The organism is Pseudomonas sp. TZ252, from assembly GCF_056110345.1.
In genome coordinates this window covers 4415641-4435456 of record NZ_CM148566.1, presented here as the reverse complement: position 1 = coordinate 4435456, position 19816 = coordinate 4415641, and the positions used below count along the sequence as shown (strand labels likewise).

16 protein-coding genes and 1 tRNA gene are annotated in these 19816 nt (G+C 55.9%); 4 read left to right on the top strand and 13 right to left on the bottom strand.

The window, feature by feature from the left end:
* Nucleotides 1-28: 28 nt before the first annotated feature.
* Nucleotides 29-949, bottom strand: a complete 921-nt coding sequence (locus tag ACYAF3_RS20560; protein ID WP_003091419.1) for a LysR family transcriptional regulator — start codon at nucleotides 947-949, stop codon at nucleotides 29-31.
* 102 nt (nucleotides 950-1051) lie between these two features.
* Between ACYAF3_RS20560 and ACYAF3_RS20555 the strand changes: the two genes are divergently transcribed.
* On the top strand, nucleotides 1052-2086 hold the full coding sequence (locus ACYAF3_RS20555; protein ID WP_003104593.1) for an HlyD family secretion protein: 1035 nt from the start codon (nucleotides 1052-1054) through the stop codon (nucleotides 2084-2086).
* The gene (locus tag ACYAF3_RS20550) at nucleotides 2076-3635 is read left to right on the top strand and encodes an MDR family MFS transporter (protein ID WP_003104591.1); all 1560 of its coding nucleotides are present in this window, start codon (nucleotides 2076-2078) and stop codon (nucleotides 3633-3635) included. Before ACYAF3_RS20555 ends, ACYAF3_RS20550 begins: the two co-directional genes overlap by 11 nt.
* A gap of 3 nt (nucleotides 3636-3638) precedes the next feature.
* On the opposite strand, the gene uvrB is transcribed toward ACYAF3_RS20550, so the two are convergent.
* On the bottom strand, nucleotides 3639-5651 hold the full coding sequence (gene uvrB, locus ACYAF3_RS20545; RefSeq protein ID WP_003104590.1) for an excinuclease ABC subunit UvrB: 2013 nt from the start codon (nucleotides 5649-5651) through the stop codon (nucleotides 3639-3641).
* Nucleotides 5652-5838: 187 nt separating this feature from the next.
* On the opposite strand from uvrB, the gene ACYAF3_RS20540 reads away from it, so the two are divergent.
* Together ACYAF3_RS20540 and ACYAF3_RS20535 are read left to right on the top strand one after the other, a co-directional pair.
* On the top strand, nucleotides 5839-7035 hold the full coding sequence (locus tag ACYAF3_RS20540; RefSeq protein ID WP_003104588.1) for an amino acid aminotransferase: 1197 nt from the start codon (nucleotides 5839-5841) through the stop codon (nucleotides 7033-7035).
* A gap of 68 nt (nucleotides 7036-7103) precedes the next feature.
* Nucleotides 7104-7179 (top strand) — tRNA-Asn (locus tag ACYAF3_RS20535).
* A 72-nt stretch (nucleotides 7180-7251) separates the two neighbouring features.
* Here ACYAF3_RS20535 and ACYAF3_RS20530 read toward each other — a convergent pair.
* The 11 genes from ACYAF3_RS20530 to ACYAF3_RS20480 form a co-directional block, all read right to left on the bottom strand.
* On the bottom strand, nucleotides 7252-7581 hold the full coding sequence (locus tag ACYAF3_RS20530) for a ComEA family DNA-binding protein (protein ID WP_003104586.1): 330 nt from the start codon (nucleotides 7579-7581) through the stop codon (nucleotides 7252-7254).
* Between the two features lie 190 nt (nucleotides 7582-7771).
* The gene (locus tag ACYAF3_RS20525) at nucleotides 7772-9769 is read right to left on the bottom strand and encodes a polysaccharide biosynthesis protein (RefSeq protein ID WP_023088173.1); all 1998 of its coding nucleotides are present in this window, start codon (nucleotides 9767-9769) and stop codon (nucleotides 7772-7774) included.
* Nucleotides 9770-9803: 34 nt separating this feature from the next.
* The gene (locus tag ACYAF3_RS20520) at nucleotides 9804-10823 is read right to left on the bottom strand and encodes an MraY family glycosyltransferase (RefSeq protein ID WP_003158833.1); all 1020 of its coding nucleotides are present in this window, start codon (nucleotides 10821-10823) and stop codon (nucleotides 9804-9806) included.
* A 1-nt stretch (nucleotide 10824) separates the two neighbouring features.
* Nucleotides 10825-11781 (bottom strand): UDP-glucose 4-epimerase family protein, encoded by a 957-nt coding sequence (locus ACYAF3_RS20515; RefSeq protein ID WP_003104579.1) that lies wholly within the window; start codon nucleotides 11779-11781, stop codon nucleotides 10825-10827.
* Complete coding sequence (locus tag ACYAF3_RS20510) at nucleotides 11778-13031, bottom strand: glycosyltransferase family 4 protein (RefSeq protein ID WP_031754249.1); 1254 nt, start codon at nucleotides 13029-13031, stop codon at nucleotides 11778-11780. Before ACYAF3_RS20510 ends, ACYAF3_RS20515 begins: the two co-directional genes overlap by 4 nt.
* Nucleotides 13032-13040: 9 nt before the next feature.
* Nucleotides 13041-14171, bottom strand: coding sequence for a non-hydrolyzing UDP-N-acetylglucosamine 2-epimerase (gene wecB, locus ACYAF3_RS20505; protein ID WP_003104575.1), 1131 nt, complete (start codon nucleotides 14169-14171; stop codon nucleotides 13041-13043).
* Nucleotides 14172-14192: 21 nt separating this feature from the next.
* Nucleotides 14193-15308 carry a UDP-2-acetamido-2,6-beta-L-arabino-hexul-4-ose reductase gene (gene wbjC, locus ACYAF3_RS20500; protein ID WP_003104573.1) on the bottom strand — a complete coding sequence of 372 codons (1116 nt, stop codon included), beginning with the start codon at nucleotides 15306-15308 and terminating at the stop codon, nucleotides 14193-14195.
* A gap of 3 nt (nucleotides 15309-15311) precedes the next feature.
* Nucleotides 15312-16346, bottom strand: a complete 1035-nt coding sequence (locus ACYAF3_RS20495; protein WP_003104571.1) for a polysaccharide biosynthesis protein — start codon at nucleotides 16344-16346, stop codon at nucleotides 15312-15314.
* A 1-nt stretch (nucleotide 16347) separates the two neighbouring features.
* Entirely contained in the window at nucleotides 16348-17586 is a 1239-nt protein-coding gene (locus ACYAF3_RS20490; protein ID WP_124124278.1) for a glycosyltransferase family protein, read from the bottom strand.
* A 73-nt stretch (nucleotides 17587-17659) separates the two neighbouring features.
* Nucleotides 17660-18547, bottom strand: coding sequence for a glycosyltransferase family 2 protein (locus ACYAF3_RS20485; RefSeq protein ID WP_023088170.1), 888 nt, complete (start codon nucleotides 18545-18547; stop codon nucleotides 17660-17662).
* Nucleotides 18534-19769, bottom strand: a complete 1236-nt coding sequence (locus ACYAF3_RS20480; RefSeq protein ID WP_171949098.1) for a hypothetical protein — start codon at nucleotides 19767-19769, stop codon at nucleotides 18534-18536. The genes ACYAF3_RS20485 and ACYAF3_RS20480 overlap by 14 nt, the downstream gene beginning before the upstream one ends.
* Nucleotides 19770-19816 lie beyond the last annotated feature (47 nt).

Sequence of the window (19816 nt, the reverse complement as noted above, 5' to 3'; positions counted from 1 at the left end):
CTTGCCAAGCGGAAGTTAAAACGGAAATTCAGGGGCGCGATGTTATCAGGCGGGCCGCCTCCGGCTCCAGTAAACGACCGGTGTCGGCCGGCAGGCGGCTGATCAGGAAATCGAGGAAGGCCTTGACCTTCATCGCCTGGAAACGCCGCGAAGGATAGACCGCATACAGTTCGCCGACCGGCAACGGCACGTCCGCCAGCAAACGCACCAGACGCCCGCTGTGCACGCTCTCCGCACAGATCAGCGCCGGTAGCGCGGCAATACCGGCACCGGCGACCACCGCCTCGCGGGCGAAGGTGATGTTGTTGCAGGACAGCACCCGCTGGCAGGGCAGGCTGTCTCCGGAAAGCGGCCAGTAGCGCTGGGAGTCGGTGGACAGAAGGACCGCGCGATGCCCGGCAAGCTCGGCCACCGATGTCGGCGTGCCGTGCGCCGCCAGGTAGTCGGGGCTGGCGCAGAGCCAGCGGCTGGTAGAGAGCAGGCGACGGGCCACCAGGGTGGAATCCTCCGGCTGGCCGACCATGATCACGATGTCGACGCCCTCCTGCAGCGGATCGACGCTGCGCGAGGCCAGCTCGACCTCGGCGGTGATCTGCGGGTACTGGCGCATGAAGTCGCCCAGCAGGCTGGCGAGGAACATCTGGCCGAACTCTATCGGCGAGGTGATCCGCAGCAATCCCGACGGCGCCTGTTGCAACTGCATGACCGCCTGCTCGGCCTCGGCGAAATCGTGCATGATCTGCCGGCAGCGCTCGTAGTAGGCCTGCCCTACTTCGGTCAGGCGCAACTTTCGGGTAGTGCGATTGAGCAGGCGCACGCCCAGACGCTCCTCCAGCAGGGCGATGCGCCGGCTCACCGTGGACTTCTGCATGCCCAGGCTCTGCGCGGCCTGGGTGAAGCTGTGGTACTCCACCACGCGGGTGAAGATCAGCGCATCATCAAGCCCCATTATTGTTCCCTATAAGCAACAAAGAGTCCGAAGTGTAGCGCCTATAACGTCCGGCGGAACACTGCTAGATTGGCCGAATTTTGCCGACGGAACACTCCACCCATGCCCGCCCAACTCAAACGTCGCCTGACCGTCTTCCTGGTGGCCGTCGGCCTGATCGCCCTGGCCTTCTTCCTGCACTGGTGGTTCATCGGCCGCCACGTGGAAAGCACCGACAACGCCTACGTCCAGGGCGAGATCACGCGGGTGGCCAGCCAGTTGGGCGCGCGGGTCGAGGAAGTCCTGGTGCGCGACAACCAGCACGTGGACAAGGGGCAGCTACTGGTACGCCTGGAGGACGCCGACTTCAAGCTCGCCGTCGAGCGCGCCCAGGCCGCGCTGGCCACCCGCGAGGCGGAACTGGCCCAGGCGCGCAGCAAGCTGGTGCAGCAGGGCAGCCTGATCGCCGCCAGCGCCGCCGACGTCAACGCCAGCCAGGCAACCCTCGGTCGCGCACAGATCGACCTGAACCGCGCCGAAGCCCTGCGCAAGCCCGGCTACGTTTCCGAGGAACGGGTCACCACCCTCACCGCCGACAACCATGTGGCTCGCTCGCAACTGGCCAAGGCCCGCGCCGACCTCGAGGCACAACGCGTCCAGCGCGACACCCTGGGCGCCGAGATCAAGCGCCTGGAAGCGCAGATCGCCAGCGCCCGCACCGAACTGGCGCAAGCCGAAATCAACCTGTCACGCACCCTGATCCATTCGCCGATCAGCGGCCTGGTTGGCCAGCGCAGCGCACGCAACGGCCAGTACGTGCAGGTCGGCACCCATTTGCTGTCGCTGGTGCCGGACGAAGACATCTGGGTCCAGGCCAACTTCAAGGAGACCCAGGTAGGCCGCATGCGCGACGGGCAGAAGGCGCGCCTGACCTTCGACGCCTTCCCCGACACGCCTATCGACGGCCGCATCGATAGCCTGTTCGCCGCTTCCGGCGCGCAGTTCAGCCTGCTGCCACCGGACAACGCCACCGGAAACTTCACCAAGGTGGTGCAACGCATCCCGGTGAAGATCGTGTTCGAGGCCGACAACCCGCTGCATGGCCGCATCCGCCCCGGCATGTCCGTCGAAGCCGAGGTCGAGCTCCGTGACCGCTGAGGCGCTGGCCCGGCCGCTTGGCGAACCGACCCGGCGCGACTGGATCGCGGTGCTCAGCGCCATGCTCGGCGCATTCATGGCGGTGCTCGACATCCAGATCACCAACTCCTCGCTGAAGGACATCCAGGGCGCGCTGGCGGCAACCCTCGAGGAAGGCTCGTGGATCTCCACCTCCTACCTGGTGGCGGAGATCATCATGATCCCGATGACCGCCTGGCTGGTGCAGCTGCTCTCGGCACGCCGCCTGGCGGTGATGATCTCGGTGGGCTTCCTGGTGTCTTCGCTGCTCTGCTCGTTCGCCTGGAACCTGGAAAGCATGATCGTGTTCCGCGCCATGCAGGGTTTCACCGGCGGCGCGCTGATTCCGCTGGCGTTCACCCTGGCCCTGGTCAAGTTGCCGGAACACCACCGTCCGAAGGGCATGGCGCTGTTCGCCATCACCGCCACCTTCGCGCCCTCCATCGGACCGACCCTGGGAGGCTGGCTGACGGAAAACTTCGGCTGGGAATACATCTTCTATATCAACGTGCCGCCGGGCCTGTTGATGATCGCCGGGCTGCTCTACGGCCTGGAGAAAAAGGCGCCGCATTGGGAACTGCTGAAGAGTACCGACTACGCCGGCATCGTCACCCTCGGCATCGGCCTGGGCTGCCTGCAGGTTTTCCTCGAGGAAGGTCACCGCAAGGACTGGCTGGAGTCGCAACTGATCGTCAGCCTCGGCAGCGTCGCCCTGTTCAGCCTGGTCCTGTTCGTCATCCTGCAACTGTCGCGGCCGAACCCGCTGATCGACCTGGGCATCCTGCGCAACCGCAACTTCGGCCTCGCGAGCATTTCCAGCATCGGTCTGGGCATGGGCCTGTACGGCTCGATCTACGTACTGCCGCTGTACCTGGCGCAAATCCAGGGCTACAACGCCATGCAGATCGGCGAGGTGATCATGTGGATGGGCATTCCCCAGCTGTTCCTGATCCCGCTGGTCCCGAAGTTGATGAAGCTGGTCTCGCCGCGCCTGCTCTGCGCCGCCGGCTTCGGCCTGTTCGGCCTTGCCAGCTTCTTCTCCGGGGTGCTCAACCCGGACTTCGCCGGACCGCAGTTCAACCAGATCCAGCTACTGCGCGCCCTCGGCCAGCCGATGATCATGGTGACCATTTCGCTGATCGCCACCGCCTACCTGCAGCCACAGGATGCCGGCTCGGCCTCGAGCCTGTTCAACATCCTGCGCAACCTCGGCGGCGCCATCGGCATCGCCCTGCTCGCGACCCTGCTCGACAGTCGCGCCAAGGTGTACTTCGACTATCTGCGCGAAGCCCTGGTGCCGACCAACCCGCAGGTCGACGAACGCCTCGCGCAACTCGCCGCGCAATTGGGCAGCCAGCAGGCGGCGCTGGGCAAACTCAGCGAGATCACCCACCAGCAGGCGATGATCATGGCCTACAACGATGCTTTCCATGTCATCGGCATGGTGCTCGCAGTGAGCATGCTCGCGGTGCTGCTGACCCGCTCGCTGCCGGCCGGCATCGGCACCCGCGCCGACGCCGGGGCTCACTGAAGATCAGACGTTGACCAGGCGCTCGCGCAGCGTCTGGATCTCGTCGCGCAGTTGCGCCGCCGCCTCGAACTCCAGGTCGCGGGCCAACTGGTACATCTTTTCCTCCAGTTGGCGGATGCGCTTGCTGATCTCGCTCGGCGAGCGCAGTTCGTTCTCGTAGCGCCCGCTCTCCTCCGCCACCTTGGCCACGCCCTTGCGCTTGCCGCGCGCGCCGGGCACCACGGCGCCTTCGAGAATGTCCTTGATGTCCTTGCGCACCCCCTTGGGCACGATGCCATGGGCTTCGTTGAAGGCGATCTGCTTGGCCCGACGCCGCTCGGTCTCGTCGATCGCACGCTGCATCGAGCCGGTGACGTTGTCGGCGTAGAGGATCGCCTTGCCGTGCAGGTTGCGCGCGGCACGACCGATGGTCTGGATCAGCGAGCGCTCCGAGCGCAGGAAGCCTTCCTTGTCCGCGTCGAGGATCGCCACCAGCGACACCTCGGGCATGTCCAGGCCTTCGCGCAGCAGGTTGATCCCCACCAGCACGTCGAACGCACCGGCGCGCAGGTCGCGGATGATCTCCACTCGCTCGACGGTATCGATGTCCGAGTGCAGGTAGCGCACCCGCACGTCGTGATCGCCGAGATAATCGGTGAGGTCCTCGGCCATGCGCTTGGTCAGGGTAGTCACCAGCACCCGCTCGTCCTTGGCCACACGCTGGCGGATCTGCGAGAGCAGGTCGTCCACCTGGGTCATCGCCGGACGTACCTCGATCTCCGGATCGACCAGCCCGGTGGGACGCACCACCTGCTCGATGACCCGCCCGGCATGCTCCGCCTCGTAGGGGCCCGGGGTGGCGGAGACAAAGATGGTCTGCGGACTCACCGCCTCCCACTCTTCGAAGCGCAGCGGCCGGTTGTCCAGCGCCGAAGGCAGGCGGAAACCGTATTCCACCAGGGTCTCCTTGCGCGAGCGGTCGCCCTTGAACATCGCGCCGACCTGCGGAACGCTGACGTGCGATTCGTCGATAACCAGCAGCGAGTTGGCCGGCAGGTAGTCGTAGAGCGTCGGCGGCGGCTCGCCGGGGGCCCGCCCGGAAAGATAGCGCGAGTAGTTCTCGATGCCGTTGCAGTAGCCCAGCTCGAGGATCATCTCCAGGTCGAAACGGGTGCGCTGCTCCAGGCGCTGCGCTTCCACCAGCTTGTTGTTGTTGCGCAGGTAGTCCAGGCGTTCCTTGAGTTCGGCCTTGATCTGGTCGACCGCCTCCAGCAGCGTCTCGCGCGGGGTCACGTAGTGGCTCTTGGGGTAGAAGGTGAAGCGCGGCAGCTTGCGGATCACCTCGCCGGTGAGCGGATCGAAGGCCGAGAGGCTTTCCACCTCGTCGTCGAACAACTCGACACGAATCGCCTCGAGATCGGATTCGGCCGGGAAGATGTCGATCACATCGCCACGCACACGGAAAGTCGCACGGGCGAAATCCATGTCGTTGCGGGTGTACTGCAGGCTGGTCAGTCGCCGCAGCAGTTCGCGCTGGTCGATGCGGTCGCCGCGGTCCAGGTGCAGGACCATCTTCAGGTAGGACGCGGGATCACCGAGGCCGTAGATGGACGACACGGTGGCGACGATGATCGCATCCGGACGCTCGAGCAGCGCCTTGGTCGCCGACAGGCGCATCTGCTCGATATGGTCGTTGATCGAGGAGTCCTTCTCGATATAGGTATCGGAAGACGGGACGTAGGCCTCCGGCTGGTAGTAGTCGTAGTAGGAAACGAAGTACTCCACGGAATTGTGCGGGAAGAACGTCTTGAACTCCCCGTAGAGCTGGGCCGCCAGGGTCTTGTTCGGCGCCAGGACCAGGGTCGGGCGCTGCACCTGGGCAATCACGTTGGCGATGCTGAAAGTCTTGCCAGAGCCCGTCACCCCCAGCAGGGTCTGGTGCGAAAGCCCCGCCTCCAGCCCCTCGACCATCTGCCGGATGGCTTCCGGTTGGTCGCCGGCGGGCTTGAAGCGCGAGTCGAGTTGGAACGTATCCATGAAAAACCTCGCAGGGAGCTGTGACGCCAAGGAAAATCCGGCGTCAGAAATAGCTGAAAGCATGCACCTAAATGTCGCCGCATGCATCAAGGGGTGTCTATAATAACCCCCCGTTTGCGCAACCCTTTGCGCCCCCGCATAACGGGTTGCGTTGCCCTCCTCTCTTCACACTCCGAGCAGCCGCAAAATGAGTCTGTTTTCTGCCGTCGAAATGGCACCGCGTGATCCCATCCTTGGCCTGAACGAAGCCTTCAACGCCGATACCCGTCCGGGCAAGATCAACCTGGGCGTGGGCGTGTACTACAACGAGGAGGGGCGCATTCCGCTGTTGCGTGCCGTGCAGGCTGCCGAGAAGGCCCGCATCGAGGCCCACGCGCCGCGCGGCTACCTGCCGATCGAAGGGATCGCCGCCTACGACCAGGGCGTACAGAAACTGCTGTTCGGTAACGAGTCCGAGCTGCTGGCCGCCGGCCGTGTGGTCACGACCCAGGCCGTCGGCGGCACCGGCGCGCTCAAGCTCGGCGCCGACTTCCTCAAGCGCCTGCTGCCCGACGCCACCGTGGCCATCAGCGACCCGAGCTGGGAAAACCACCGCGCACTGTTCGAAGCCGCCGGCTTCCCGGTGCAGAACTACCGCTATTACGACGCCGCCAGCAATGGCGTGAACCGCGCCGGCCTGCTGGAAGACCTGAATGCCCTGCCGGCCCGCTCGATCGTGGTTCTGCACGCCTGCTGCCATAATCCGACCGGCGTCGATCTCGAGCTGGACGACTGGAAACAGGTGCTGGACGTGCTCAAGGCCAAGGGCCACGTGCCGTTCCTCGACATCGCCTACCAGGGCTTCGGCAACGGCATCGAGGAAGACGCCGCCGCGGTGCGCCTGTTCGCCCAGTCGGGCCTGAGCTTCTTCGTTTCCAGCTCGTTCTCCAAATCCTTCTCGCTCTATGGCGAACGCGTCGGCGCCCTCTCGATCGTAACCGAAAGCCGCGATGAATCGGCCCGCGTGCTGTCCCAGGTGAAGCGAGTGATCCGCACCAACTATTCGAACCCACCGACCCACGGCGCCAGCGTCGTCTCCTCCGTGCTCAACAGCCCGGAACTGCGGGCCCTCTGGGAGCAGGAACTGGGCGAGATGCGCGACCGCATCCGCGACATGCGCCTGGCGATGGTCGAGCAACTGGCAGCCCACGGCGCCAAGCGCGACTTCAGCTTCGTCGGTCGCCAACGTGGCATGTTCTCCTATTCCGGCCTGACCGCCGACCAGGTCGAGCGCCTGAAGACCGAGTTCGGTATCTACGCCGTCAGCACCGGCCGTATCTGCGTCGCCGCGCTGAACAAATCGAACCTGGAGACCATCACCAAGGCCATCGTCCAGGTCCTGTAGGGAAAATGGGGAAGTCATCGGGAGAGGCTTGACTTCCCCTTTTTAATCAGTAACATACGCCTCGCTGTTCCGCGATAGCTCAGTCGGTAGAGCAAATGACTGTTAATCATTGGGTCCCTGGTTCGAGTCCAGGTCGCGGAGCCAAATTCAAAGCCCTCGGCACATGCCGGGGGCTTTTTCGTTATCGGGACGAAAGTTCGCCCCTTCAGTCGCACCTCACTCGATGACGATCCGCGCCCGGTTCTTCTCCAGCAACGCCGGGCCTACCCCTTTCACTTCCAGCAGTTGATCCACCGAGACGAACGGACCATGGGCCGCACGATACTCGAGGATCGCCCTGGCCTTGGCCTCGCCGACACCGTTGAGCCCCCGTATCAGGGCGGCCTCGTCGACCGTATTGATATTGACCTGCTCCCCCGGCGACACGGTCGTCGCAGGTGTCGTTGCGGCCAGCGGATTCTTGGCGACGGCGACCGGTGCGGCGGAAGCCGAAAACGGAAGACAGGCGAACAGGATGAGAAGCAGAGCGGATTTGATTAGGTGCATGGGTGCACTCCTTCAGAGATGAATGACCACGTAGAGGGCTTCATGCCCATCCACGAAACCACCTTATCGCCGTGGAACGCACCTGGATCGACAGCCCCAGCAAAGCAGTCGCTTCCTGGTCCGGCACCGGAAACATCGTACAGAGAAAACAAAAAAGGCCGCTAGGCGGCCTTTTCCGGAGAACGATGACTCAGGGTTCTCGCCGCCTCTGGCGATAGATCCAGTCGACGATTTCACCGTCAGGCGCATAGCCACTGACGGTTTCCCGCAGCAACTGGCGAACCCGCGAGTAGTCGTCCTTCTCCACGGCGGCCAGCAACTGCTCCAGCACGACCTTGAAGGCCTCCCAGCTCAGGTGTTCCTCGTTGGCCCGCATGATCATCGGATGGTCGGTGGGATTCACGTTGTCACCGATCAGCAGCTCTTCGTAGAGCTTCTCGCCAGGACGCAGGCCACTGAACTCGATGGCGATGTCACCATGGGGCGAACGCTCGGAACGCACGCTCAGGCCGGACAGGTGGATCATCTTCTCGGCGAGCTCCAGGATCTTCACCGGCGGCCCCATGTCCAGCACGAATACATCTCCGCCCTGCCCCATCGAACCGGCCTGGATGACCAACTGCGCTGCCTCGGGAATGGTCATGAAGTAACGGGTGATGCTCGGGTGGGTGACCGTCACCGGGCCGCCGCGCTTGATCTGCTCGCGGAACAGCGGAATGACCGAACCGGACGAACCGAGGACGTTGCCGAAGCGGACCATGGTGAAACGGGTCTTGTTGACGTGATGCACGTCCTTCCGATCGCCGAACAGCACCGGTGCCGATTCGTTGCTGAGCGCCTGAAGGACCATCTCCGCCAGGCGCTTGGTGCTGCCCATCACATTGGTCGGTCGCACCGCCTTGTCGGTGGAAATCAGCACGAAGTTCTGCACGCCGACCTGCACCGCGGCCTGCACCGCATGCAAGGTGCCTATCACGTTGTTGAGAACGCCCTCGGCGATGTTGTGCTCGACGATCGGCACATGCTTGTAGGCCGCCGCATGGTAGACGGTATTGACCTTCCAGGTACGCATCACGTCCACCAGGCGCTCGGGATTGCGCACCGAACCGAGGATCGGCAACAGGTTCACCGAAAGCGACTCGCGCTTGATCCGACGCTCCAGTTCCTGATGGATGCTGTAGAGGTTGTATTCGCTGTGCTCGAACAGGATCAGCACGCTAGGCGAACAACTCATGATCTGCCGACAGAGTTCCGAACCGATAGAACCGCCCGCCCCGGTCACCATCACCACCTGACCGCGGATGCACCGTTCCAGCAGCTCCTTGCGCGGTGCGACGCTGTCGCGCCCCAGCAGGTCAGCGATGTCCACCTCCTGCAGGTCGTCCACCTTGACCCGACCGCTGGCCAGGTCCATGAAGCCAGGCATGCTACGCACGTGCAGCGGGAACGGCTCCAGGGACTCGAGAATCTCTCGGCGCCGGGCCCGAGTGGCGGAAGGAATCGCCAGGAGAACCTCCTGCGCGCCCGTCTCGTCGATCATCTGGCGGATATGCTTGGCGGTATAGACCCGCAGACCGGCGATGACCCGGTTGGCGATCTGCTTGTCGTCATCGATGAACGCCACCGGACGCATCGCCCGACCGAGACGCAATGCCGCAACCAACTGGTTGCCGGCCGCCCCCGCGCCATAGATGGCCACCCTGGGCAGGCCATCCTGGCGATTGAGAAATGGTACCGACTGCACAGCAGAGTACCAGTCGCCCATGAAATACTGGCGCATGGCCAGACGCAAGCCGCCGATCAGCAGCATGCTCAACCACCAGTAGTTGAACACCAGGGAACGCGGCACCGGCGCCGGCGCGCCACGATACCAGTACACCACCAGCGACAGCACCAGAGCCGAGATGGTCACCGCCTTGGCGATGGCGATCAATGCGTCGTTACCGAGATAGCGCATCACCGCGCGATACATGCCGAAGCGAATGAACAATGGAATGGCGATAAGCGGAGCGGCAATGAAGAGCCACGCATGCTCGCCGAAAATATCAATCATGTCGTCCGTACCAAGACGCACGACAAATGCCAACCACAGCGATAACCACACCAGCAGGATATCTGTCGCCACTTGAAGCAAGCGCTTCCACCGACGAGGCATCGACAACAGTTTTACTCTAAAGCGATCTAGCATTCCCTACTCCCTCAATAGCTATAGCTGAAGAGCTCTATCCAACCGACTCTAGCTTACCAGCCTTGAACTTCACAGCCAGGAAAACGAGGGGGGTATAAGCTATGAGGATACCCAGAGCAGGCTCAAGATGGCCACTTGCCACCCAAAGCGCCATGGGTAGAAGCCAAACCAAATTCAGTCCGGTTACGCCGAGTGTAACAGGAGCATGCTTGCCGAAATGCCTGGAGGCATACTGATAGGCATGGCTCCGATGGGCTTCATACACCTTGTCGCCACGCAACAAGCGTCGTGCCAGCGTGTAGGTCGCATCCACGATGAAGACCCCCAGCAGAATCAGCCATGCCCAGAAGAACTCTGGCTCGACCCACATTGCCTGAATCGATAGGACTCCCAGAGTCAGTCCAAGGAACCCACTACCAGCATCACCCATGAAGATCTTCGCGGGAGGAAAGTTCCAAAACAAGAAACCGAGAACAGCAAAAGCCAGCAACAGGGGGATCAAGGAAAGCGCTGTCTTGCCATTCATCCAATACACCAGTGCTCCTCCCAAACAGACAAAGATAGCTTCAAGACATGCAAGGCCGTCTATGCCATCCATGAAATTATAAAGATTGAGCAACCAGACGAGATAGAAAGCAAAAAGTACGACCCCAACCCAGCCCAAATCCCATTGATAACCCAGTAGCTTGAACGGCGGCACACCAGCCAGAAGAAAGAGTGAAACCAGTGCAGCCATGAAATGCCCAAGCAGGCGCCAACGAGCAGCCACGTGACCATGGTCGTCAAGGAAACCAAGCAGAGCGACACCGCCTCCTCCCAGTAGGAAAAGTAACGCCTGGCGCCACTCCAGAATGGAAAATAGGGGTAGAAGAAAAGCCACTAGGAGAAAAGTCAGAACGATAGCCACCCCACCGCCTCTCGGCGTAGGCACGGTGTGAGAACTGCGGGCGTTAGGAACATCCATGACTTTTTTTGAGATGGCGTAGAATCTCAATAATCCTGTAAGTCCTGCCGATACTAAAACCACAGGAAATAAAATCCACCAGATCGACATTTCAGCGATATTCCAAATAATATTCAGCGGCCCGTTGCAGTCCTTGGTCCACAGAAAGCGGCGGATTCCAATCCAACAACTGCTTATTCTTAGAGATGTCGACCTGCAAAGACCCGCAGAGTCTCTGACCTACAGACTTCTTCCCTAACAAGAGAGCAGCAGTCTTCAGCAACGATTCAGGGACTGGCAGCAGATTCGCTCTTTTTCCCATTGCTACCGCCATTCTTCGCAAAAGACCAGTGGTAGACAGGTCCTCTCCATCACTTACAAGAAATACCTGATTAGCAGCAGCAGGATGGCTCGCTACGGTAACCAGCATATCCACCAAGTTTGTCAGCGACACCAGACTACGGCGATTGTTTATGGCCCCCAGAGGCAAAGGAATACCTTTGTCCAACCACTTCATCATATTGAGGAAATTGGCTTTCACTCCAGGGCCGTAGACCAGAACAGGACGAACAATAGCATATTCCATCCCTGCCTCTTCACACACCTGCCGCAGACCGGTTTCAGCTTCGAGCTTGGAGATCCCATAGGGATCGGAAGGAGCTGGAACATCGTCGGGCTTGAATGGACTACCCGTGGTCGTAGACTCGCCGTTCACCTTGATAGAGCTGACGAAAACGAAACGTTTGACCCCCGCTGCTGCCGCCTGCCGAGCGAGATTCAGTGTTCCCTCGACATTCACTTTTCTGAACTCAGCCAAAGGATCGAGAGCCTGGTCATTCATCACATGAACACGAGCAGCGCTATGAATGACGGTATCGACGCCTGCAAGAGCGTCACTCCAAAGGGTGCCACCCTCGATATTCCCTACCGGAATAGCGACAGCCCCATCTAGCACCTTTGAAGGAATCTGTCGGAAAGCCATGTTCAATGCATATCCCTGCCGAAGAAGCTCACCTGCCAATGCTTTACCCACGAACCCTGAGGCACCGGTCAATAAAACCTTGTTCATTTTTCATCCCTTCTCAAGCGTGCGTCAATGAAGAGCCCCTCCAGGCGACTCAAAAGTGCTTGCTTCGAAAAATTGCATTCATAGTATTCTCGCCCGGCTCTACCAAGCCCTTCTCGCTGCTCCCCAGTTAGCGCCGCGGCTCGACGAATGATGTCCACCAGAGCCTCCACGTCGCCGGAAGCGCATGCGTAGCCAGCACCAGCCTCGGAGATCACCCTGGATGCCTCTCCATCTATCATCGCGATCACCGGTTTGCCGGAAGCCAGGTAGGCTTGAACCTTCCCAGGGATGGTCTTTTCGAATACTTCATTAGTCTTCAGCGACACAAATAGAGCGTCCGCCAAGGCAAAGAGCGGCGGCATCTCCTCAAGAGGATGCCGGCCCAGCAGCAGGACATTATCCAATCCCCTGGCTGCAACCTCGGCCTTAAGCCATGCACTTGCGCGGCCATCGCCAACGATCACCCAACGCATGGGAACATCTTGGCGTAGACGCTCCGCGGCATCTAGAATGGAGGGAAAGTCCTGCGCCTCTCCAACATTTCCCGCAAACAGAAGGGTAAAAACGGAATCATCTCTTTCCAAAAGGGCAGAGTTCGCCGATTCACTATTGGAGAAATCATCCTCGGCCCAACTCGGGAAGTAGATAATCCTGCCTTCGGGTATGGTCCTGGTACAATACTTCGCCACACTATCCATGAAGGCTTTTGACTGTACCAATACATAGTCCGTTCTGTTGTAGATCCAAGATACCATCTTACCTACTATAGAAAGAGCCCGATCACTGTTGAGGACGCCCACGGCCCTTAATGTCTCTGGCCACAGGTCCAGCACCCAGACAAATACTGGCGCTCTTTTTAGACGTCCAATGATAATCGCAGGTATGGCTACCATTATTGGTGAAACAGCGTAAACAAAGACTACATCAAACTTCCTTCTTCTTAGCCTGAACGCCCCGAAAAAAGACGCACTCATGAAGAACGACAAGTAGTTCAAGGCAAGCTGTATACTACGCAGCCCGCGTGGGAGCATGGGAACTCTGATCACCGAAGCGCCAAGATAGCAGGAATAGCTGGCCGGGTTCTCTTTGAAACCGGAAAAGACCCGACCCTCGGGATAGTTTGGGCACCCCGTCAAAACCGTAACTTCGTGCCCTCTCCCGACAAAGTCGGAGACCAAGTCGTTAATACGCATATTTTCTGGCCAAAAATACTGCGTAACAACTAGAACCTTGAGCTTCGCCTTATCCATAACGAGAACTTAGTACTTTTTCCAAACGGTACGCATAACGTAGTCTCGATAGCTTACGAGAATCCGCACTACCTTCTCCGAAACGTTATCACAGCTATAGTCATGCACAAGATAAAGCAGCCGGTTAGCTCCACGAGACTGGCTCTCGAGAATCTCTAGCCCCTGCATCACGCGCTCGCGACCGAGCCCGACCATCATCACCGCTGCTTCCTCCATGCCTTCCGGCCGCTCATGAGCCTGACGTATATTCAAGGCGGGGAAGTTCAGGATCGAGGATTCTTCGTTGATCGTACCGCTGTCGGAAAGAACCGCCTTGGCCGACAATTGCAGCTTATTGTAGTCCTTGAAACCCAACGGCTTTAGCAAGCGCACATTGGCATGAAACTTGACACCCATTGCTTCCACACGCTTCATCGTTCTCGGATGCGTGGAAACAATTACAGGAAAGTCATACTTTTCCGAAATTTCATTCAGGGTCTCGACCAACGAAAGGAAGTTTCTTTCAGAGTCGACATTCTCTTCCCGATGCGCACTCACCACAAAGAACCTATTCTCTTCCAGGCCCAGCCGCGCCAGCACATCAGAACTCTCAATACCGTCCCTATAGTAGTTCAAAACCTCAAACATAGGACTACCGGTTTTGATAACCATGTCGGGCGGTAAACCTTCCCGCAGCAAGTAATCCCGAGCGATGGTGCTATAAGTGAGGTTGATATCAGCAGTGTGATCCACAATTCGTCGATTTATTTCTTCGGGAACACGCATATCAAAGCAACGATTGCCAGCTTCCATATGGAAAGTTGGGATCTTTCGACGCTTAGCGGGTAGTACCGCCATACAGCTATTCGTATCTCCCAGTACCAGCAAGGCGTCTGGCTGCTCTACCGAGAGCACTCGATCGACAGCAATAATTACATTACCAATGGTTTCCGCTCCGGATGCACCAGCAGCATTCAGGAAATGATCTGGCTTTCGAATGCCCAGGTCTTGAAAGAATATCTCGTTGAGCTCATAGTCATAATTCTGCCCGGTATGGACGAGAACATGGTCACAATACTCGTCGAGCTTCGCCATTACACGAGAGAGGCGAATGATCTCGGGGCGCGTACCTACTACCGTGACAACTTTTAACTTCTTCATCAGAGCCTCACTACAAGTCATTTATTTTTCGCCAACCGGGCAAGCATAGGTATCCGGATGCTCACGATCAAATATTTCGTTCGCCCAGAGCATGACGACCATCTCCTCGGAACCAACATTCGTTATATCATGCGTCCAGCCCGGGACTGTTTCGACAACTTCGGCCTTTTCGCCACTGGTATATAATTCATAAAAAGCCCCAGTGGAAATATTCCTGAACTTGAAGCGAGCGCTACCCTTGATTACGAGGAATTTCTCAGTCTTGGAATGGTGGTAGTGACCACCACGAGTGACGCCAGGATGTGCAGTGAAGAACGAGAACTGACCGGAGTCAGGCGTTTTCAGCATCTCAACGAAGACTCCCCGCGCATCGCCATGCATCGGCAGCTCGTAGCTGAAACGGTCCTCGGGGAGGAAGCTGAGATAGGTGGAATACAAGGCCCGCACCAAGCCGACACCTACGCGCTCCGTAACGAGCGACTTCCGGCTGTCGCGGAACGCATGTATCTGGTCGGCAAGATCACCGACGGTGATCTTGTATTGCGGCTCGATTCGAGTCTCATGCTCCCTAGAAGCCGGAGCATCGAGAATTGCCAAAAACTTTTTGACTACATCATCGATATAAACGAGCGTAATTTGAGCCGTAGGATCATTTATCTGAATGGGAATATCCCTGGCAATATTATAGCAAAAAGTCGCCACCGCAGAGTTATAACTGGGACGCGACCACTTGCCAAAGACGTTCGGCAAGCGGAATATATATACAGGAGAGCCTGTATCCAAACTCAGCTCTCGAATATAATTCTCTGCATCGCGCTTACTCAGCCCATATTTATTCTGCAACTCCGCCTGCGTCGAAGATGTATAGAGCAGAGGAATAGAACGACCAGTTCGCCGGATTGCATCACATAGTGCTTTGGTCAGATTCGCATTTCCAGATTTGAAGTCCTCAGGATTCTCGGGGCGATTGACACCAGCCAAATGAAAAACAAAATCAATCGAGCCAAGAATTCCTGGCAAGCTTTCAATACTATTCTCGCGCGTAAAGGTTATAACCTCGACATCATTTCGCTCAGCTAAATGAGCAGCAAGGTTCTTTCCTACAAAGCCATTTGCACCGGTTATTAAGACCCTCATGCCCTATTCCTCGGGGTTTGCCTGTTCGCCACGCTGAATAGCACGTATGAAATCAAGCTTCAGCAGCAATTCCTGCATACCCTTGACATCCAGACGATCTGTATTGTGTGAATTATAGTCTTCGGTATGGGAAATCCTTTCCTCACCTTGCTCTACAAACTTACTATAATTCAGATCGCGCAAATCCGGCGGTACGCGATAATAGTCTCCCATATCTTCGGCACAAGCCATTTCCTCACGACTCAAGAGCGCTTCATAGAGTTTCTCGCCATGCCGCGTACCGATTACATTGACCGGATAGCCTTCTTTACCAAGCAGCCCCGTCAATGCCGTGGCCAGCACCTCAATCGTTGCGGCTGGAGCCTTCTGCACGAAGAGGTCACCATTGTTACCATGCTCAAACGCGTAAAGCACCAGATCCACCGCATCGGAGAGAGTCATCATGAAGCGGGTCATGCTCGGGTCAGTAATGGTCAGAGGTTTGCCAGAACGCATTTGCTCGATAAACAGCGGAATCACTGACCCCCTCGAAGCCATTACGTTACCGTAACGAGTACCACAGATGACAGTGGAAGTGGTTTCAAGGTTACGTGATTTCGCAACCATCACCTTTTCCATCATCGCCTTGGAAATACCCATGGCGTTAATGGGATAGACAGCCTTGTCGGTGCTTAGACAAACGACTCTTTTCACATCACTTTGTATCGCCGCTTCCAAGACATTATCGGTTCCGATAACATTCGTCTTCACAGCCTCCATAGGATGGAACTCACAGGAGGGAACCTGCTTCAAGGCCGCTGCATGATAGACGAAATCCACGCCTCGCATGGCATTGAGAACGCTCTGATAGTCCCTAACATCGCCGATATAGAATTTCAGCTTAGCGCTTCCATAGCGCTTGCGCATATCATCCTGCTTCTTCTCATCGCGACTGAAGATTCGAATCTCGGCAATATCTGTGTCCAAGAATCGCTTTAAGACAGCATTCCCAAAAGAACCAGTACCACCCGTAATCAGCAATTTCTTCGAAGAAAACATATTAAACCTCCTGCAGTGAATCATATAGCTTCTTCTTAATCAGCTCAGGAGAAAAGTTTGCCCATGCAAATGAAACACCCTGTTCCCCAAAAGAACTTCTTATGAACGTACTCTGTATAGCGTCGCTCAGCACATTCATGTCACCAGCATTCTTCGACAGTGCCAACCCTATTTTGTGGTCCCTTAGGAGCTTGATGGAGGCAACCGTCTCTGGACCAAAACCAATCACACAGACACCACTGGATAGATACTCCGGAAGCTTGGTGGAAAGAGAATACCTGGTCTTCTCCGCATATTTCTCCGAAAAACTTTCCACATGAAGTAGAAAGTCCGCTTTCTTGAACTCAACCTGCAAATCATCCCAGGAAGCAGATCCTCGGTAACTTATGCCTGAAGCCTCGAAGCGTGAAAGCATAGCAGAAGAAAAACTTTGTCCAGAGTAAAGATCAATGCTATACGAAAGACCCAGTTGACCACAGACTCCAGACATAAGTCTGGCAAAGGATATTATACTAGAATCTCTCCCCAAGTGGAGCCCACCCGCAAAAACCACTCTGACTTGCCCTGGAGTCACGAACTCCCGACCCGCAGGTACAGGCTGACTGATCAAATTGCAATTTATAAGTGTTTCGCCACCCGAGCCATATGCACTCTCAAAAGCGGACCTCATTGAGTCACCTATGAAGAAAACCTGTCGAGAAGACTGTAAAAGCTCGGCGTAACGCTTATGAAGCCCGTGATGATAAGCCTTGCCAAAAGGGCCAACCGGACAATTCGAAAGAACATAGTCGTCCGTGATGTAGGTAAACAACGGTATGTTCAATCTAGCGCTAAGAAAAAGCGCATAATCGATAGCAAACTTACAGTTCCCCGCCACAAAGAAAATGCATTCAGGAGAAAAATTTTCCACCCAAGCCATTAGCCGCTTATTCTTTTGTAGGCCACACCGGTAACCTAAATCGCGCAGGTACAGTTTCAAGGATTCAAGATAGGTATTCAAGAAACTAACAAATCGAACCTTTACCGAGCTTGAAACTAGCCCGTGCGCAGTTGTGACAACGCTGCTCACAGATGACGAAACATCACTCCCCGCCTCATGCTCTTTGGAAAAAAGTTGGCGCAGCTGTTCGAAGGCTCTGACATTGAAGAAGCGCTTGACGACTTTGGATTGAGGCCTCTCAGCATTAAAAAAAAGCTGGGCCAGTTTCTCGCCATCATAATCGGCAAAGAAAGAATTCAAGGTCCTTCCGTTATTAGCCGAAAAAGATAAGGCGTTATTACTTATTATCAAGACTTTTTTTACCATACCCCACCTAGAGCAAAGGCCCTTTTACAGAGCCCAACCCATGAAGAATACCTTTCACCGTTAAACTAAAAGAGCGACGCCTGTCGTCAGAAAAAAGAATCATTGAAACGATGCGATTAGCAAAAGCCGTCAATATTCTTAACTTGAAATAAGCAGGAACGTAGCTCTGCCTCAAGAGAAATATAGAGTTTCGAAAAAAATAATAACGACGCACAGGCGAATATTTCAAGAAATAAAACCCAAGAAACTTTTTTGGTAACTCATCAGAAACCTCATGATACATGATAGCCTCTTCGGCGAGACAGAGATACCTCCCTTCATATCCGAGACGATAACACCACTCGGTATCGACATACTCGATGAAGAGTCCACCATCGAACTTGTGCTCCCACCAAGTTTCATAATTGATCAACATCCCCGACTGCAGACCAATCCTCAAAAATTTCAAGCCCTCAGGAAGTTCTTTTTGCTGGATCTCGGGAAGTATATATTCAAAATCTAAAGATCTTCTGTCCACTATCCTGGGCACAACAGCGGAAAAAGGAATAGCTTTATCAGTTAGGCCTTGGTACATGGCACGCATATGCTGAACAAAGTCTTCATGAAGACTGGAGTCCTGATCAAAGGTGAAAACAGCATCCGCCCCCTTTGACTTTAGATGGTCAAATGATAGGTTTATTGCAGTTCCCAAGCCTAGGTTTTCCCCTTCACCCAGAAATGTACAGGCATCCGAATGTTCATCCATGAAGGCAGAAGAAAGCAGCGAGTTCTGAAAAACCACAACACCTTTGCACCCTTGAGAAACCAAAGACCTGACCAAACTGGACAGAGCATGCTCCTCCGGAAAATAAGCAACTATTACAGCATAAAGCCTCAAGTTTTTAGCAGCCGACATTCTTTCGCCCCGCATATACGTACCACGAATAAAAAACCATGATTGTTGCAAAGCCGATAAGGCTAAACAAGAAAGGGTTGGTACTCACAACGATGAGATAGCCATAGCCGACCGCACATAGGAACCTGACAAGCTTGCTCTTTTCAAACCCAGGCACAAAACCTGCCCGCGGGATCAGCAAGGCCATATATAGAATACTGAGCAATATAGCACTGCCAATGAGCCCCAGTTTCATCACCAGTGCCCAGAGCGACATCTCATAAGACCAAGGTGCCTGCTCCGATCTTATCAGGTACTCGGAGTTGCCACCCAGACCAATACCCCAAAATAGATTCTCAGACAGGGTATGATATATCGCTTCGATCTGATCAGCACGTTCAGTCCCCTCCCCCTCCTTGTTCAACCCGAGCACTTTCAGTACCGAGGGTGTCACCGCAAGTAGCAAAAGCAACTCCACCATAACCATACCAAAAACATAAAGCGCGATCTTTACTCCGGAGGAAAACGGATAAAGCAGATAAGCAGCAACCCTAAAGAAAACATAGGAAACAGGAACAAACGCCATATATCCCAGTAACGCTCTCGTATCAGATGCATAAGCCGCAAATACAAATATCCAGAGCACAAAAAGAATCAACAAGCGGCGAAAAAATCCGTTCGATTTCAAAAAACCGAAAAGAGCGATTGTATATCCAACCAAGATAAAGGAAGTGCTAGCCCAGAAGACCCTAATGCTGGGCTCCTTCGTAAATATGAAAATCTCTCCCTTCCCAGCAAGATACTGATAGAAGAAGTCATTTACCCAAGAAACGTCTATCGCCCCGGCAGAAAATCCAAAATAAAGAATACAGTGCAGTACTGCTAGAACAAAGGAAAAACAGAAAGCGGCCGAAACTATAGACAGTAGAACCCTATCTGAACCGATGACAGCAACAATACAAAGCGCCGTCAAACCAAAGAGCGACGAAGCATCTTGAAAATTGCGCCCCCAGTAATCGTTAAGATAAGGCAGAACGCCCCCCCAAACAATAAAAAACACCGAAACCAGAGAAAGATAAAAAATAATAGAAAGGCACTTTCGCTCTAGAAGAAAAATGAGGATTAGAAAAAGTGAAATCAACACAAAAAGCAGTTTACGAAACGAAAAACCAATCAGCTTTTCACTCCAAGCCCCACTACCGCCCACTGATATTTCCGCCAAAAAAACAACAGAGAACAGCAAGAAAAAAAACTCAGCGACCCGAAGAGCATCCAGCCTTATATACACTG

Coding starts and splice junctions, on each gene's coding strand:
- ACYAF3_RS20530 (WP_003104586.1), bottom strand. CDS start 7,581: ATGCACCTAATCAAATCCGCTCTGCTTCTCATCCTGTTCGCCTGTCTT.
- ACYAF3_RS20560 (WP_003091419.1), bottom strand. CDS start 949: ATGGGGCTTGATGATGCGCTGATCTTCACCCGCGTGGTGGAGTACCAC.
- ACYAF3_RS20525 (WP_023088173.1), bottom strand. CDS start 9,769: ATGCTAGATCGCTTTAGAGTAAAACTGTTGTCGATGCCTCGTCGGTGG.
- wecB (WP_003104575.1), bottom strand. CDS start 14,171: ATGAAGAAGTTAAAAGTTGTCACGGTAGTAGGTACGCGCCCCGAGATC.
- ACYAF3_RS20515 (WP_003104579.1), bottom strand. CDS start 11,781: ATGAACAAGGTTTTATTGACCGGTGCCTCAGGGTTCGTGGGTAAAGCA.
- ACYAF3_RS20495 (WP_003104571.1), bottom strand. CDS start 16,346: ATGTTTTCTTCGAAGAAATTGCTGATTACGGGTGGTACTGGTTCTTTT.
- ACYAF3_RS20540 (WP_003104588.1), top strand. CDS start 5,839: ATGAGTCTGTTTTCTGCCGTCGAAATGGCACCGCGTGATCCCATCCTT.
- uvrB (WP_003104590.1), bottom strand. CDS start 5,651: ATGGATACGTTCCAACTCGACTCGCGCTTCAAGCCCGCCGGCGACCAA.
- ACYAF3_RS20520 (WP_003158833.1), bottom strand. CDS start 10,823: ATGTCGATCTGGTGGATTTTATTTCCTGTGGTTTTAGTATCGGCAGGA.
- wbjC (WP_003104573.1), bottom strand. CDS start 15,308: ATGAGGGTCTTAATAACCGGTGCAAATGGCTTTGTAGGAAAGAACCTT.
- ACYAF3_RS20555 (WP_003104593.1), top strand. CDS start 1,052: ATGCCCGCCCAACTCAAACGTCGCCTGACCGTCTTCCTGGTGGCCGTC.
- ACYAF3_RS20510 (WP_031754249.1), bottom strand. CDS start 13,031: ATGGATAAGGCGAAGCTCAAGGTTCTAGTTGTTACGCAGTATTTTTGG.
- ACYAF3_RS20485 (WP_023088170.1), bottom strand. CDS start 18,547: ATGTCGGCTGCTAAAAACTTGAGGCTTTATGCTGTAATAGTTGCTTAT.